At 64.4% G+C, this 14,921-nt stretch carries 14 protein-coding genes and 1 tRNA gene; 9 read left to right on the top strand and 6 right to left on the bottom strand.

Translation table 11 applies throughout. From position 1 onward, the window contains the following. Positions 1-180 precede the first annotated feature (180 nt). Together RFA01S_RS11155 and RFA01S_RS11150 are read right to left on the bottom strand one after the other, a co-directional pair. Positions 181-825, bottom strand: coding sequence for a ScbR family autoregulator-binding transcription factor (locus RFA01S_RS11155; protein ID WP_027496103.1), 645 nt, complete (start codon positions 823-825; stop codon positions 181-183). Between the two features lie 188 nt (positions 826-1,013). Then, positions 1,014-1,652 carry a TetR/AcrR family transcriptional regulator gene (locus tag RFA01S_RS11150; protein WP_032407562.1) on the bottom strand — a complete coding sequence of 213 codons (639 nt, stop codon included), beginning with the start codon at positions 1,650-1,652 and terminating at the stop codon, positions 1,014-1,016. 253 nt (positions 1,653-1,905) lie between these two features. On the opposite strand from RFA01S_RS11150, the gene RFA01S_RS11145 reads away from it, so the two are divergent. From RFA01S_RS11145 to RFA01S_RS11105, 9 genes are all read left to right on the top strand, one after another. Beyond that, positions 1,906-1,976 (top strand) — tRNA-Gln (locus RFA01S_RS11145). A gap of 53 nt (positions 1,977-2,029) precedes the next feature. After that, entirely contained in the window at positions 2,030-3,502 is a 1,473-nt protein-coding gene (gene glmU, locus RFA01S_RS11140; protein WP_027496101.1) for a bifunctional UDP-N-acetylglucosamine diphosphorylase/glucosamine-1-phosphate N-acetyltransferase GlmU, read from the top strand. Next, a complete protein-coding gene (locus tag RFA01S_RS11135; RefSeq protein WP_027496100.1) occupies positions 3,499-4,482 on the top strand; it encodes a ribose-phosphate diphosphokinase in 984 nt (327 codons plus the stop codon). Before glmU ends, RFA01S_RS11135 begins: the two co-directional genes overlap by 4 nt. A gap of 183 nt (positions 4,483-4,665) precedes the next feature. Continuing rightward, positions 4,666-5,307 carry a hypothetical protein gene (locus tag RFA01S_RS11130; protein WP_027496099.1) on the top strand — a complete coding sequence of 214 codons (642 nt, stop codon included), beginning with the start codon at positions 4,666-4,668 and terminating at the stop codon, positions 5,305-5,307. Between the two features lie 18 nt (positions 5,308-5,325). Continuing rightward, on the top strand, positions 5,326-6,525 hold the full coding sequence (locus tag RFA01S_RS11125; RefSeq protein WP_032373017.1) for a sensor histidine kinase: 1,200 nt from the start codon (positions 5,326-5,328) through the stop codon (positions 6,523-6,525). Beyond that, complete coding sequence (locus RFA01S_RS11120; protein WP_032364108.1) at positions 6,522-7,181, top strand: response regulator; 660 nt, start codon at positions 6,522-6,524, stop codon at positions 7,179-7,181. Before RFA01S_RS11125 ends, RFA01S_RS11120 begins: the two co-directional genes overlap by 4 nt. Positions 7,182-7,262: 81 nt before the next feature. Continuing rightward, positions 7,263-8,018, top strand: a complete 756-nt coding sequence (locus tag RFA01S_RS11115; RefSeq protein ID WP_032407563.1) for an ABC transporter ATP-binding protein — start codon at positions 7,263-7,265, stop codon at positions 8,016-8,018. Beyond that, positions 8,015-9,397, top strand: a complete 1,383-nt coding sequence (locus RFA01S_RS11110; RefSeq protein WP_032407564.1) for an ABC transporter permease — start codon at positions 8,015-8,017, stop codon at positions 9,395-9,397. Before RFA01S_RS11115 ends, RFA01S_RS11110 begins: the two co-directional genes overlap by 4 nt. 196 nt (positions 9,398-9,593) lie before the next feature. Beyond that, complete coding sequence (locus tag RFA01S_RS11105; RefSeq protein ID WP_032371207.1) at positions 9,594-10,451, top strand: DUF559 domain-containing protein; 858 nt, start codon at positions 9,594-9,596, stop codon at positions 10,449-10,451. 107 nt (positions 10,452-10,558) lie between these two features. On the opposite strand, the gene egtD is transcribed toward RFA01S_RS11105, so the two are convergent. The 4 genes from egtD to egtA are packed head-to-tail and all read right to left on the bottom strand — an operon-like array spanning position 10,559 to position 14,817. Then, positions 10,559-11,524, bottom strand: a complete 966-nt coding sequence (gene egtD, locus RFA01S_RS11100) for an L-histidine N(alpha)-methyltransferase (RefSeq protein WP_032407565.1) — start codon at positions 11,522-11,524, stop codon at positions 10,559-10,561. A gap of 9 nt (positions 11,525-11,533) precedes the next feature. Continuing rightward, entirely contained in the window at positions 11,534-12,274 is a 741-nt protein-coding gene (egtC, locus tag RFA01S_RS11095) for an ergothioneine biosynthesis protein EgtC (RefSeq protein ID WP_032407566.1), read from the bottom strand. Next, positions 12,275-13,579, bottom strand: coding sequence for an ergothioneine biosynthesis protein EgtB (egtB, locus tag RFA01S_RS11090; protein WP_174557238.1), 1,305 nt, complete (start codon positions 13,577-13,579; stop codon positions 12,275-12,277). Beyond that, complete coding sequence (egtA, locus tag RFA01S_RS11085) at positions 13,576-14,817, bottom strand: ergothioneine biosynthesis glutamate--cysteine ligase EgtA (RefSeq protein WP_027496090.1); 1,242 nt, start codon at positions 14,815-14,817, stop codon at positions 13,576-13,578. The genes egtB and egtA overlap by 4 nt, the downstream gene beginning before the upstream one ends. Positions 14,818-14,921: the final 104 nt, after the last annotated feature.

Genomic DNA, 14,921 nt, shown 5'->3' with positions numbered 1-14,921 from the left:
CAGGGAATCGGAAGACAACAGCAATGCTCCTGAACGAGTCGAGGCGATGGCTGCGCACGCACAGTCCCGTCGAGTCTATGGGAGCGCACCGACACCGTGACACGCGGGAGATGCCGTCGAACCAGGACCGAGCCCGAGAATCAGGGCCTCGAAATCAGAGCCTGGAACTGGGGGCCCGAACTACGGACCGAAGCGAATGACGCGACGGGCCGCGAATTCGCGGAAGTAGTCCAACTTGTTTGTCGGCACCAGCGCGGGGAGCAGGTAGTACCAGAGTCGCTCCATCCGCGAGGGCAGTTCCTCGGTGGTGGAGGTAGCGACGGCGACCATGTGAACGCCGGTGAGGATTTCGAGCACGAGCGAACCGATGGTGCTCGGATCCGAACTGGGGTCGATGTCACCCTGTGCGATGGCCTTGGCGGCGAGCTTGTCGAACGCGACGCTCCAGCCGGCCATGACGTTGCCCTCGGTGCCGCGGTAATCACCGATCTGATGGCTCAGACGCAGCATCGCCGACACCATCGGGTCGGTGACGGAGAGGTCGACGACGATGTAGGAGATCCCGATCGCAGCTTCCAGGGCCGGGATGCGCCCGTCGTTGAACTGCATGCAAGCCGTGCTCAGACGCGCATTGCCCTCGTCGATGACGGCACGTGCGAGTTCTTCCTTCGAGCCGAAATGGAAGTACAACGCGCCCTTGGTGACCTGGGACTGAGAGATGATTTCACTGAGGCTTGCGTTCGCGTACCCGAGGCGCAGGAAGACATTCGCTGCGCCTGCAAGCACGGTGTCGCGAGTGATCTCAGCGCGAGCCTGCCTGACCATAGGATCCGCCTCTGCGATTGAACTTCCACTGCGCAAATTACGCCCGAACGGTACCACTGAGCAGCTTTACGTTTGACGCCAACATGCATCGGTCCGGATGACAATCGCCCCTGATGTGTTGCGGCCCTCCCGCCCGACAAAGGGGACGATACCCCCTTTTTTCCTCGGTGAGAGCCGAAACAGAGTTGTCATTCCTCGGCCAGTCGAGGGTCCGCCTCCAGATTCGTCAGCCCGTTCCAGCACAGGTTCACCACGTGGGCCGCAACCACTTCCTTGGGCGGCGTTCGCACGTCGAGCCACCACTGGGCCGTCATCGACACCATGCCGACCAACGCCTGCGCATACATCGGCGCGAATTCCGGATCCAGACCGCGCCGGGAGAAATCCCCCGCGAGCATGTGCCCGACGCGTCCCACGGCCTCGTTGAGGAGAGACGAGTACTTGCCGTCCTCGGCCGATGCCGGCGAATCGCGGACCAGAATGCGGAATCCGTCGGTGCGCTCCTCGATGTACGTCAGCAGGGCGAGCGCGACTCGTTCGACCCGAATACGCGACCGGTTGAGTTCGAGTGAACTGGTGATCATGCCCAGCAGCGTCGACATCTCGCGATCCACGATGACGGCATAGAGGCCTTCCTTGCCCCCGAAGTGTTCGTAGACCACCGGTTTGGACACGTTCGCGCGTCCGGCGATCTCCTCCACCGACGCCGCCTCGTACCCACGCTCGGCGAACAGCGTGCGCCCCACCTCGATCAACTGCTCGCGTCTCTGTGTCCCCGTCATGCGGACACGAGGTGTGCGTTCCTGCTCGGAGGCTGCGCCTGTCATCGAAAACCGCTTCCGTCACCGACCGTGGGCAATTCGGACGTCGAATCGACGCCTACTACAGACTAACGATGCCCGATCCATCCGTTTTTCCTGTCGCAGGGGCCGCGCCGGAACGACGCAAGTGGTCTGTTATGCGTCGCGGTTCGACTCACCGCCACCTCTCATGCGAGGATCGGTGCGCTCAGTGGGAGCGCAGCGGCTAACGAAGGCGTCGTTCGATTCGTCGGCCACTGCTGCCACCGCTGGTCGATTATCCGCCGTGGTGTAATGGCAGCACCTCTGATTTTGGTTCAGATAGTTCAGGTTCGAGTCCTGGCGGCGGAGCGAGCAAGACCATTCGTGCATGCCCGTTTCGCGTCATCGCCCCGAGGAGCTCAATGCCTGTGCAGACCGCCGTGGTCGTTCTCGCTGCGGGTGCAGGTACCCGAATGCGGTCCAAGACTCCGAAAGTTCTGCATCCCCTGGCCGGCCGCACCATGCTCGCCCATGCGCTGCACGCCGCCGCCGATCTTGGTCCGGACCACCTGGTCACCGTCGTCGGCCACGATCGCGAACGGGTGAGCGCCGCAGTTCACGATCTGGCCGCCACGTTCGGCCGCACCATCCACACCGCAGTGCAGGACCGACAGCTCGGTACCGGGCACGCCGTCCAGTGCGGCCTTGCGGCGCTACCGGACGACTTCGAGGGCACCGTCCTCGTCACTGCCGCCGACGTCCCGCTGCTCGACGGCCATACCCTCAAAGCTCTGCTCGACGAGCACCTGAGCGCTCCCCGCCCGGCGGCGGCGACGGTACTGACCTTCCTCCCCGAGGATGCCAACGGCTACGGCCGCATCGTGCGTACGAACGACGGCGAGGTGGCCGAGATCGTCGAACATGCCGACGCCACCCCCGCTCAGGTCCTCATCGGTGAGGTCAACTCCGGCGTCTACGCATTCGACGCGGTCGCTCTGCGCACCGCATTGGGCAAGCTCAGCACCGCCAATGCGCAGCACGAGCTGTACCTGACCGACGTCGTCAAGATCAGCAAGGCCGACGGCAAGGCCGTCTACGGCACCCAGCTCGCCGATCCGGACCTGGTGGTGGGCGTCAACGATCGCGTTCAGCTGGCGCACGTCACGTCCGTGCTCAACCGCCACATCATCGAACGGCACATGCGCGCAGGCGTGACCGTCGTCGATCCCGCGACCACCTGGATCGACATCGACGTCACCCTCGGCGCGGACGTACGCATCGAACCCGGCGTTCAACTACACGGCAAGACGCACATCGCCGACGACGCGGTCGTCGGTCCCGACTCGACGCTGCGGGACGTCGAGATCGGCGAGCGCGCGTCGGTCGTCCGTACCCACGCCGAGCAGGCCGTCATCGGACCGGATGCGACGGTCGGGCCGTTCACCTACCTGCGCCCCGGGACCGTCCTCGGCACGGGCGGCAAGCTCGGTGCCTACGTGGAGACGAAGAACGCGACGATCGGCAACCACACCAAGGTCCCGCACCTCACCTACGTCGGCGACGCCACGATCGGGGAGCACAGCAACATCGGCTGCTCCAACGTCTTCGCCAACTACGACGGCGTCAACAAGAGCCGCACGGAAATCGGATCCCACGTACGCACAGGATCCGACTCGACGTTCGTCGCCCCTGTGCACGTGGGCGACGGCGCTTACACCGGTGCAGGAACAGTGGTTCGGGACGATGTTCCTCCCGGCGCACTGGCCGTGTCCGGTGGCAAGCAACGCAATATCGAAGGCTGGGTCGTTCACAACAGGCCCGGAACCGAAGCTGCACAGGCAGCGGCGCGCGCAGATCGTGCTCGGCAAGAACTAAAGGACGGCGAAAAGCAGTGACCACCCCTAATTGGATCGACAACCAGAAGAACCTCATGTTGTTCTCTGGCCGAGCACATCCGGAGTTGGCCGAGCAGGTCGCCAAGGAACTCGGAATCGACGTCACCCCGCAGACGGCACGTGACTTCGCCAACGGCGAGATCTTCGTGCGCTTCGAGGAGTCGGTCCGCGGATCGGACGCTTTCGTTCTGCAGTCGCACCCGTTCCCGCTGAACACCTGGCTGATGGAACAGCTCATCATGATCGACGCACTCAAGCGTGGATCCGCCAAGCGCATCACCGCGATCCTGCCGTTCTACCCGTACGCACGCCAGGACAAGAAGCACCGCGGCCGCGAGCCGATCTCCGCTCGCCTCGTCGCCGATCTGCTCAAGACCGCCGGTGCCGACCGCATCATCACCGTCGATCTGCACACCGACCAGATCCAGGGCTTCTTCGACGGCCCCGTCGACCACATGCATGCACACAGCCAGCTCGCCGATCACATCCGCGGCAAGTACAGCCTCGAACACATCACCGTCGTCTCCCCCGACTCCGGCCGCGTGCGCGTCGCCGAGAAGTGGGCCGACTCGTTCGGCGGCGCACCGCTCGCCTTCATCCACAAGACGCGTGATCCCCTGGTGCCCAACCAGGTCAAGTCCAACCGCGTCGTCGGCGAGGTCGAAGGCCGCACCTGCATCCTCATCGACGACATGATCGACACCGGCGGCACCATCGCAGGCGCAGTCAAGGTACTCAAAGAAGCCGGGGCGGGTGACGTCGTCATCGCTGCAACCCACGGCGTGCTGTCCAACCCGGCCGCCGAGCGCCTCGCCAACTGCGGTGCCAAGGAAGTCGTCGTCACCAACACCCTGCCGATCAGCGACGAGAAGCGCTTCGACACGCTGACCGAACTGTCGATCGCACCGCTGCTCGCCCGCACCATCCGCGAGGTCTTCGAAAACGGTTCGGTCACCAGCCTTTTCAACGGCAGCGCGTAGTACCCCTGGGTCATTCCGCAGGCTGCACTCCCGACCCCCAGGTCTGTTTCGCTCGATCCGAAACCCGCTCCGCCCGCTCCCCACCTGCACTGCATGAACTACGTCACGCCCGTGGCCGGAATATGCAGCTCGCGAGACGGGGGCGTGCGGGGCGGGTTTTGTTGTCACCTAAGATGACTCGTCGTGATCGACGCACATTCTCTCAACGCCCCGGCCGGAACTACTACCGTCAGAATCGCTCGATGGACGCCGGGCGGGTGCGTCTGGTGCGGCAGCACCGACAGCGTCGAAACCTTCCGTAACGAGCCGCGGTGCGGCCTGTGCCGAGAGAAGGAAGCCGTCATCGACGAGGCGAAGCACTTCATCGGCATGTACGGCCTGCGGCCCCTGGGTGGCACGCTCGCGTCCGACGACGAGGAGGAGCGCGAGTACCGCGTCACCGCCCGCGATGCGCGTGAGGTGCTCAACCGCATTCGTCTTGAGAAGCTCCCCGACCCGGCCGCGGTCCGCAAAGCGTTGCGGCCCAGAGCCGCTGCTGCAGTGAACGCAGCGGCGTCTTCGTCGGCGACGACGTCGGGGTCTGCTCCGGCGAAGGCACCCACCAAGAAGTCGCAGGCCGGTGTCACCGGGATCGACGCGATCGAACTGCAGTCGCGGGTGGAGAAGTTGCTGACTCAACTCACCTCGGTGGACGAACAGATCAGCGCACTGGACGGCGCGCAGGGCCTACCGGCACGCGCACGTATGAAGGATCTCGAGAAGCAGCGGACGACCGTTCTGACGACGCTGGCCGCCCTCGAGAAGGCGCGTCGCCGCACCAACTGATGCACGTAGTCTGATCGAGTGCTGCGCAAGCTATCGATCTCACGGCAGGTACTCGACGCCGCGTACGCGGTCGTGTTCGTCCTGCTGCTGCTGGCGTCCACCGTGAACGGAGTCGCCGGTACCGCAGGTGTGGGCGTTCTGGTCGGGTTCGGCGTTGCACTGGCCATCCGACGCCGATCTCCACGATGGTCCTTGGCGCTCGCCTGGGTGCTGGCTGTCGTGCAGATGGTCACCGGAGTGCTGCCGCTGTCTGCCGACACTGCGATCTTCGCAATTCTGTATTGCACGGCCGCGTACGGCGACAACGTGGTTCGACGCCTCGGGCTCGCGTCCGCCGTCGGCGGCGGAGTGATCGCAGCGGTGTATCTGGCGTATGTGGACGGCAATCCGTTCGGCCCACCCACGGAAGAGGGCTTTCAGGAACCCCGACTCCTACAGTTCGCTTTCCTCCTCGCGGGCCTGTGGGCGATACTCGGGTTGTCCTGGGCCTTGGGTCGCTTGGCCTACGCGCGGCGCACATCGATCGAATCGGCACACGCGCGCGAGCTCGCGGAAGTTCATCAGGCCCGCGCCGAGCACGAGGTGGCAATCGAGCAGGAGCGCAACCGAATTGCTCGCGACATGCACGATATCGTGGCGCATTCGCTGGCCGTGGTGATCGCACAGGCCGACGGCGCGCGGTACGTACGCGCTGTCGATCCCGCCGCGGTGGACACCGCACTGACCACCATCTCCGATACCGCCCGCGCCGCGCTGTCCGATGTACGGGTGCTACTCGGCCAGCTGCGGCACAGCCAAGGCGACCTGCCGAACCCGACATCGGAGGATCTGGATCGACTGCTCGCCTCGATGCGGGCCACCGGTCTGCAGATCGACGCCACCATCGACACCACCGGCTCGTCGTTGGGGGCCGGAGCGCACCTGGCGCTGTACCGCATCGCACAGGAATCGTTGACCAATGCGCTGCGCCACGGCGACCCGGACGAGCCGGTGTCCGTCACCATCGAATCCGATTCTGCCGGCGTCGAACTGACGGTCCGCAACAGTGTCCGTCCCGGCCGTTCGGTCACCGAATCCTCCGGCCACGGTGTCGCCGGCATGAAGGAGCGTGCCGGCCTCTCGGGCGGTACGTGCATCGCGTCCGGTGACGACTCGTCGTGGACCGTCACTGCGTGGCTGCCTGCCGCGTCCGAAGCCAGCAAGGGAAAAGTGTCATGAGCGAACGCATCAGAGTGGCCCTGGTGGACGACCAGCAACTGTTCCGGGCGGGCATTCGTATGCTCATCTCCTCCCAGTCCGACCTCGAGTTCGTCGGGGAAGCGGGGAACGGCGTCGAGGCCGTTGCACTCGCTGCGTCCGCAACGCCGGACGTGATGCTCATGGACGTTCGGATGCCGGTGCTCGACGGTATCGCCGCCACCGAGCAGATCCTGGCCGCATCCGAGCACCCGCCCCGGATTCTGGTCTTGACGACGTTCGATCTCGACGAGAGCGCTGCACGTGCAATCCGTTCCGGTGCAAGCGGATTCGTCCTCAAGGACGCCGACCCGGAGTTCCTCCTCGCGGCGATCCGCACGGTGCACGCGGGCAACTCGGTCATTGCCGCGTCGGCGACGACCGGCCTGCTCGCGCACTTCACCCCGACTCCCGCTGTACCGAAGGCACCGGCCGAATTCGCCACTCTCACGGCGCGGGAAAAGGAGCTGTTCAGGCTCACCGCACGCGGGTTGAGCAACTCCGAGATCGCCGAGCTGGAGTACCTCAGCGAAGCCACCGTGAAGACACACATCAGCCGCATCTTCGCCAAACTCCACCTGCGTGATCGGGTGCAGTTGGTGGTCTACGCCTTCGAGCACGGACTGACTGGAGACTGACACCGAAGTCATCCTGCAGATGTACGACGCGAAGACTCGCGCCTGATTACTTCGGTCCGGCGAATTCATAGCGTTGTTGCCATGACCATCACAGCAGGCCCTGTTGCACGGGCATTTCAAGTCAGCAAGCATTTCGGCGACTCGTCCAACCCGGTGAGTGCGCTCGACAACGTCTCTCTCGACATTCACGGCGGCCGGTTCACCGCCATCATGGGGCCATCGGGTTCCGGCAAGTCCACCCTCATGCATGTCATGGCAGGGTTGGACACCCCCAGTTCCGGGCAGCTCATGCTGGCCGGAGCCGACATCACGTCGGCGGGCGACGACGCTCTGACGACGTTGCGCCGCAAGCAGGTCGGCTTCATCTTCCAGTCGTTCAATCTCGTTCCGACGCTCGACGTCAGGGGCAACATACTGCTGCCGTTCGAGCTCGACGGCCGCGCGCCCACCGCCGAGGAGTCGGCCTGGATCGAGCAACTCATCGACACCCTGAGGTTGCAGAGCCGCGTCGGGCACCGACCCCATCAGCTCTCGGGTGGGCAGCAGCAACGCGTCGCGATCGCTCGCGCTCTGGGTACTCGGCCGCAGCTGATCTTCGCCGACGAGCCCACCGGCAACCTCGATTCCCGCACCGGGCGTGAGGTTCTCGGCCTCCTCGCTGCGGCGGTACATCAGTACGGTCAATCCATCGTGATGGTCACCCACGATCCAGTCGCGGCCAGTTACGCCGATCGCATCGTCTTCCTCGCCGACGGCCGCATCGTCGACGAACTGGGACGTTCGACGCCGGAACAGATCTCGAACTACATGCTGGGAATGGAAGGTGTTCTCCGATGAGCGTGTCCACATCTGCTCGGGCGTCTCGGGAACACGGTGCGAGCATTCTGGTGACGGCGCTCGCGTCGTTCTTCGGCGTCGTGCTGATCCAGGCCACTGCGTTTCTGGTCGACATCTTCGACGACGGCAGCGACAGCACCGGAATCGTGGCGTTGTACTGCGTAGCCCTGGTGTTCATCGGCCTTGCCCTGTATGTCGCGGCTGTCGTCACCTCCAACACGTTCGCGACGATCGTGGCCGGCCGCACCCGCACCATCGCGCTGCTCCGCCTACTGGGTGCCCGGGCTCGCGATCTGCGTCGATCGGTCGCCCGGGAAGGCTTCCTCGTCGGGTTGTTCGGTGGCGCAGTCGGTCTGGTGCTCGGTGTCGGTGTCAGTCAACTGGCCCGCGCCGTCGCGGTATCGGCCCGCCAATTGCCGGACGTGCAGTACACGTCCGTACAACCGCTCGTGGTCCTTCCCGTCGTCACCGTGGTTCTGACGACGACGCTGGCGTCGTACGTCGGATCACGGAAAGTTCTGGACGTCACTCCGATTCAGGCGACCGGCGGTGCCGTCGACACCGGGATCGAGACCCCACGGTCGAGGCGGGTACGGACGGTGTTGTCGATCGTGCTCATCGCGGGCGGTGTCGTGCTGCTCGGCCTCGGTGTGCTGATCGGGATGGTCAACCCCGGCGGAGTACTGGTCGCGTTCTTCGGCGGTGTGGCATCGTTCACCGGCATCATGGTGGGTGCGTACCGCATTCTGCCCGGCGTGCTCCGACTCGTCGGAAGGATGGCGGGCCGCGGGCCGGCCGCACGATTGGCGTCCGCCAACGCAATTCGCTATCCGGATCGCAGCACCCGCACTGCAGTGGGCCTGCTCATCGGGGTGACCTTGGTGGTCACCTTCGCAGTCGCGATGTACAGCTATCGATCGATGCTCGTCGACGAGTACGACGAGGAGACCATCGGTCAAGTGCTGACGGTGACCGTCGGAATCTTGACCGGCCTCATCGGTTTCTCCGCCGTCATCGCCGCGGTCGGCATGGTGAACAACCTGCTGCTGAGCATTCTGCAACGTACCCGGGAAATCGGTCTGTTGCGCGCACTCGGATTCACCCGCAAGCAGATTCGTTCCATGATCGTCTCGGAGAGCACCCAGATGGTGGTCGCGTCGATGGGCTTCGGGCTGATCCTCGGAATCGGATACGGTTGGGCCGCAGCACAATCGCTGCTGGGTTCACTGAGCGGCGGCGGCGTGTCTGCTCCGACACTCCCCTGGGCCGTCATCGCAGGCACGGTACTGTGCGGCGGGCTTCTCGCGCTCGGAGCATCGTTGGCACCGGCGCGCCGCGCGAACAAGATCTCGCCGGTACTTGCGTTGGCGGACACCTGACCTCGAGGCTTCGGGTTGGCTACCAGGGGCATGGTTGCGCACTACCGACGCCGATCGACGGAATTCCGTCGATAAGCGAACGTAGCGTGCAACCATGCCCGCTCCGCCGGGCAGTCCTGTGGATAACGTCGTCGAGTTATCCACAATTGCGAGATTGCCACTGTTGCGCGGGCCCGTCAGCCGCAACGGTGTAGCAATGGGGGTCTACACAGTGCAGCAATTGCTCGCACAAGGAATCAGCACAAGCACGATTTCGAGGCGGTCGCGGTCGGGTGAGCTGGTGCGACTGCTGCCGAAGGTCTACGCGACGGAGAAGCCGGACTATTTCGGACTGTGCCTCGGGGCCACCCTGTGGAGACCGGACGCCGCACTGAGTCACGAAAGTGCGGCATGGTTATGGGGACTGATCCAATACGAACCGCGTCTGGTCGACGTCACTGTCGGCCCGACCGGCCAGTCGAGGTCGGTGCCCTGGATCCGAGTTCATCGCCGAGTTCTCGGCGACACCACCACGCGACGCGGCATGCGAGTGGTGTCCCTGGAGCAAACGTTCGTCGATGTCGCGACCTGCTTGTCGACGCCCGATCTCGAGAAGTTCTTCGACAACGCCATAGACAATCACGTGCCGTGGCGTCGGGTCGCTGAACTGTGTGACACGGCAAAGGGCATGGACGGGATGGCTGCAGTGCGCAAGCAGCTTCGAAGCTGTTGCCCGAGAACCCTGTCCGAGCCGGAGCGGGTGGTGGCGCGGGCATTGAAAGCTCGCCACTTCACAATGGAGATCAATGCGCGCGTAGGTAGGTTCTACGGCGACCTGGTCGACTTTTCCGCACGAGTCATCGTCGAGATCGACGGACGAGAGTTCCACACGGATCCCGCGACGTTCAACAACGATCGTCGACGCCAGAACGAGTTGGTGCTCGACGGATGGTTGGTGCTGCGATACTCGGCGGCCACAGCACTTGCCGAACTCGATCGCGTCGTGGACGAAATCATCACGGTGGTGCGTCGTCGCCGGAAGTCGGTTGCAGCAACGGGACGTCGACTCCCGTGAATACGCGGCATCGACGGGCAGGGTTGCCCACTACCGACGCCGATCGACGGAATCCCGTCGATCGGCGAACATAGTGTGCAGTGGTGCCCGCAATGCCAGCGGTCCGTTCAGACCCTTCCGGCCAGGATCAGAGCGAAGCGCGAATCTGCGTCGGACCACAGATGGAGGACGTCGAAGCCCGCCATCTTCAATTCACCGGCAATGCCGTCCGGCCGGAACTTCGCGGAGATCTCGGTACGTAGATCTTCTCCGGACTCGAAGTGCACGTGCAGGTCGAGATCCTGCAAATACACCTCCTGCGCAGCTGTGGCCCGCAATCGCATCTCGATCCACTCGTGCTCGGCGTTCCACAGTGCCACGTGTTCGAAAGCCTCGGGGTCGAAATTCGCGCCGAGCCGAGAGTTCAGGACCGACAACACGTTTCGGTTGAACTCGGCTGTCACCCCGGCCGCGTCGTCGTACGCGGGAACGAGCACGTCCGGATCGATCACCAAGCCCACCCCGAGCAGCAGAAACTCGCCGGGGTCGAGTGCGTCCGCTACAGCCGCAAGGAATTCCTCGCGTTCCTGCGGGATGAGGTTCCCCAGAGTGCCGCCGAGGAAGGCGATGGTGCGGCCTGTTCCGGAGGGAAGATTGTGCAGGGTGTCGGTGAAATCGCTGACGATGCCGTGCAGTTCCAGCGTCGGGAACTCCTTCGAGATCTGCTCGATAGCACCCTCCAAGGCGGTACTGGACACATCCTGAGGCACATACGTTCTCAGCGAACCGTGTTCGATACCGGCAGACAACAGCAGCTTGGTCTTCTCCGACGAACCCGAGCCCAGCTCGATCAACATCGACGATTCGGTGGCCCGGGCGATGTCGAGTGCATGCTCCTCGATCAGCGCGCGCTCGGTGCGGGTCGGGTAGTACTCCGGGAGCACCGTGATCTGCTCGAACAGCTCACTGCCGACGGCATCGTAGAAGTACTTGGGCGAGAGCCACTTCGGGTCGGCCGTCAAGCCCTCCCGCACGTCCTTGCGCAATTCGTCCAGCAGCGTCGTGTCGGTCAGATGTACGTCCACCGTGCTCATGACTCTCCTTCATTCTTCCAGGGTCGAAACGGTGACACCGGTCGCTGTCGCGACGACGATGCTGCGGTCGTCGATAGAGATCCATTCGGGATCGTCGTCGACGGGTTCGGAGGCGATCGTGACCGAATCCTCGGTCTGCAGTACCGACAGCGAATGATGCACCGCCGTGGCATACATGGACGTGCCGTCCGAAAGCAGAAAATTCAGGCGCGCCTTGGGCGACCTGGCCAGAACCTCTCGAACCAGCATGCGCAATGCCGACTCGGGATCGTGTGTGCGCAACAGGTTTCGCAGCACGATCCACAATCCGGCGGCGTCTGTAGGGGCCGGCAGCATCAACGCATCGGTCGGCGGAATTTCCGACCACAGCTCCGCCAACGATTCCGGCCAACCGAACACGACGCCGTTGTGGCTGAATGCCCATCGCTCGTCGGTGAACGGTGCACAGGCCGATCGCTCCACCGGCATTCCCACCGTAGCCGATCGCACGGCGGCGATCACCGATGCCGAATGGAGCTGCGGCAGAACATCATCGACCGCCGGGTCGGTCCAGATGGGCATCGGATTGCGATAGCTGCGCACGGTGTCGTCACCGTCCCACCAGGCAACGCCGAACCCGTCGGCGTTGATGGTGCCGCCGCCCCGCATGTCGGTGGGCGCGAACGATTGTGTGCGCAGCGAGTTATCACCCCGGGTCAGCAGTGACCCGACCGAGGTGGTTGCTCCGAGGTACCCGAGATGACGGCACATTCAGTGCGACTCGACGTCGCGGGCCAACCGGAACCCACTGAAGATCTGCCGACGAATCGGGTGATCCCAATTTCGGAACGTCCCGCGGCAAGCCACCTCGTCGGTGCCGAAAGAGCCGCCGCGCAACACCTTGTAATCGCCGCGCAGAAACACCTCCGAGTACTCGGCATACGGGAATGCCTCGAATCCCGGGTACGCCTCGAAACCCGAGGACGTCCACTCCCACACGTCACCGATCAGCTGATGGACCCCGGCCGAGGACACACCCTGCGGATACGCCCCCACATCGGCCGGTTCGAGATGTCGCTGATTCAGATTGGCATGTGCAGCAGTGGGTTCGGCGTCTCCCCAGGGATAGGCGCGGGAGGTGTTCGACGCCGCGTCGTACCGCGCGGCCTTCTCCCATTCCGCTTCCGTCGGTAGCCGCTTGCCTGCCCAGCGCGCGTAGGCGTCGGCCTCGAACCAGCACACGTGCACGACGGGCTGATGCGGACGCACCGGTCTGCGTACCCCGAAGCTTCGACGCCACCAGGTGCCGTCGGAATCGGCCTCCCAGAACTGAGGGGCGGTGAGCTGCGCATCGACGCGGTGCGCCCACCCCTTCTCCGTCCACAACTCGGGGCGCTCGTAGCCACCGTCGGCGATGAAGTTCATGTACTGCGCGTTGGTGATCGGGGCCCGGTCGATGGCGAAGGTCGGCACGTGCACGGCGTGTGCAGGCCGCTCGTTGTCCAACGCCCACGGGTCGAGCGACGTCCCCATCGAGAACGGCCCACCGGCAATGATGGCTTCCCCCGCCACCGGCATCGTGGACGTCGGCGGTGCGGGAGAAGTGAGAACGGCTGGGCCGGAACGTAACTGGTGGGTTGCGAGCATGGTTTCGTCGTGCTGCTGCTCGTGCTGGGCGATCATTCCGAACGCGAACCCGTGCTTCTCGACCGGCCGACCCTCGAACGTGCTGTGCTCCAACACGTCCCAGGCCTTGTCTCGAACGGTATGCACGTAGGCGCGCGCTTCCTCGGGCGTCAGGAGCGGCAGGGACGTTCGCGACGAACGCGAGTGCTTGAACGCGTCGTACAACTCGTCGATGTCCGGCCGCACCGGATCGCGGCCGCCGACATCGCGCACGAGCCAGAGTTCTTCCTGACTGCCGATGTGTGCCAGATCCCAGATCAGCGGGCTCATCAACGGCGAATGCTGAGCCATCAGTTCGGTTTCGTCCACGCACTCGGTGAGCGAGGCGCTGCGGGACCGGCTCCGAGTCAGCACGGTCTCGATTCTGGTCCTGAGTTCTTCGGCGCTCACACCGATTCCTTTCGGCTCTGCGATGTCGGCGACACCGCATCGAATTCGTGGGGCGAAATACCGGCGCGACATCTCCGAGATGCCGCACGCAGCTGCTGGGAGAACTCTCCTCCCGCGGATGATGCGAGATCGAGCACTTCGCTTGCGGCCCTGCGCAACTCGCCATCGGCCAGACCTGCCCGGGCCGCATCGAGCCACCGACCGGCTGTGCCTGCGCCGAGTTCGGTGGCCTGGGAAACCAGATCGGGAGTGGACAGCAGCGCCTCGAACGCGGCGGCCGGTATCACCCATTGCCCGTCGGGTTGCGCGTCGAGGTAACGGATTTCGAGGTGCCCGCAGGCTCGGACATGCGGGAACAGCGTCGTCAGGTGGTAGTCGAGATCGGCGTAGGTTGCCGGGCGACCGACAACGCTCGGATCGTCGAGCCACTGCGCAAAAGTGATGCCGGACGGCGCTTCCCAGTTCTGGGTGGTTCCCCGAATACAGAGGAGCGGAACGTCGAGTGCCCACCGCGCGTAGTCGGCGATCGGATCGCCCGTGTTCGGTACCGTGGTCCGACTGGAATCGAGTTCGAGCCAGGTGCGCATTCGCTGCGATGCCCACGCACCCGCCGGTGCCCCGGCGAGTTCGGGAGAGCGCGCGAACGCAGCGACGAAGGCCGGGCCGATGGCGTGCAGCATCTGCCATCGCGAAGTGACCTCGGCCCGATCACGTCCGGCGTCCACACTGACCTGGGTGGCGGCGGTGTTGCACATCATCAGCTTGCCGAAAGGCCCGATGGTGGTGAAACGGTTTTCCATCGCGCAGTAGCGCGGTAAGACCAGTAGTCGTTCGGGATCTCGCACGGCGTCGGCGGGAACTGCGCTGATGGAGATGCCGTCGCGACCGAGCATGTCGTGCAACAGTCGGGCATCGGCGTCGAGCAGCGGTTCGAGCTGGGAAACGGAAATATAAGGCGAACTGGACAATTCGACTTGGCCGCCCGGTTCGACGGTGACGATACTTCCGCCCGGCAACGTCAGGGCGGGTGACTCGGGAGCGATACTGCGCGGGGAGTGATCACCGAGCGCAGCGGCCAGAGCTGACAGGGAGGGCCGCGAACCGTCGTCGAGGGCGGTGAGCCATTCGAGTTCGGCACCGATGAGCGACGGTGGCCCCAGCTTGAAACACACCTTCGACACGTATGCCTCGATGGCTGGGCGCGTGCTCAGCTCGAGGGACTTCTCGTTGGAGGACACATTTCCTTCTTTCCCACTCACCGCGATCCGACTACGCAATGTACCCAGCTGCCAGGATCGAAAACGCCGAGATCCCGCGTCGTATCGAGGCTACCGATTGTGGA

Origin of the sequence: Rhodococcoides fascians NBRC 12155 = LMG 3623 (assembly GCF_001894785.1) — a bacterium.
GTDB classification, from domain to species: domain Bacteria; phylum Actinomycetota; class Actinomycetes; order Mycobacteriales; family Mycobacteriaceae; genus Rhodococcoides; species Rhodococcoides fascians.
The sequence above is the reverse complement of the archived record's forward strand: the minus strand, read 5'-3'. Positions and strand labels throughout refer to the sequence as shown.

Excerpts from the sequence above, each read along its gene's own strand:
- RFA01S_RS11155 (WP_027496103.1), bottom strand. The coding sequence starts at position 825 with ATGGTCAGGCAGGCTCGCGCTGAGATCACTCGCGACACCGTGCTTGCA.
- RFA01S_RS11150 (WP_032407562.1), bottom strand. The coding sequence starts at position 1,652 with ATGACAGGCGCAGCCTCCGAGCAGGAACGCACACCTCGTGTCCGCATG.
- glmU (WP_027496101.1), top strand. The coding sequence starts at position 2,030 with ATGCCTGTGCAGACCGCCGTGGTCGTTCTCGCTGCGGGTGCAGGTACC.
- RFA01S_RS11120 (WP_032364108.1), top strand. The coding sequence starts at position 6,522 with ATGAGCGAACGCATCAGAGTGGCCCTGGTGGACGACCAGCAACTGTTC.
- RFA01S_RS11115 (WP_032407563.1), top strand. The coding sequence starts at position 7,263 with ATGACCATCACAGCAGGCCCTGTTGCACGGGCATTTCAAGTCAGCAAG.
- RFA01S_RS11110 (WP_032407564.1), top strand. The coding sequence starts at position 8,015 with ATGAGCGTGTCCACATCTGCTCGGGCGTCTCGGGAACACGGTGCGAGC.
- RFA01S_RS11105 (WP_032371207.1), top strand. The coding sequence starts at position 9,594 with ATGGGGGTCTACACAGTGCAGCAATTGCTCGCACAAGGAATCAGCACA.
- egtD (WP_032407565.1), bottom strand. The coding sequence starts at position 11,524 with ATGAGCACGGTGGACGTACATCTGACCGACACGACGCTGCTGGACGAA.
- egtC (WP_032407566.1), bottom strand. The coding sequence starts at position 12,274 with ATGTGCCGTCATCTCGGGTACCTCGGAGCAACCACCTCGGTCGGGTCA.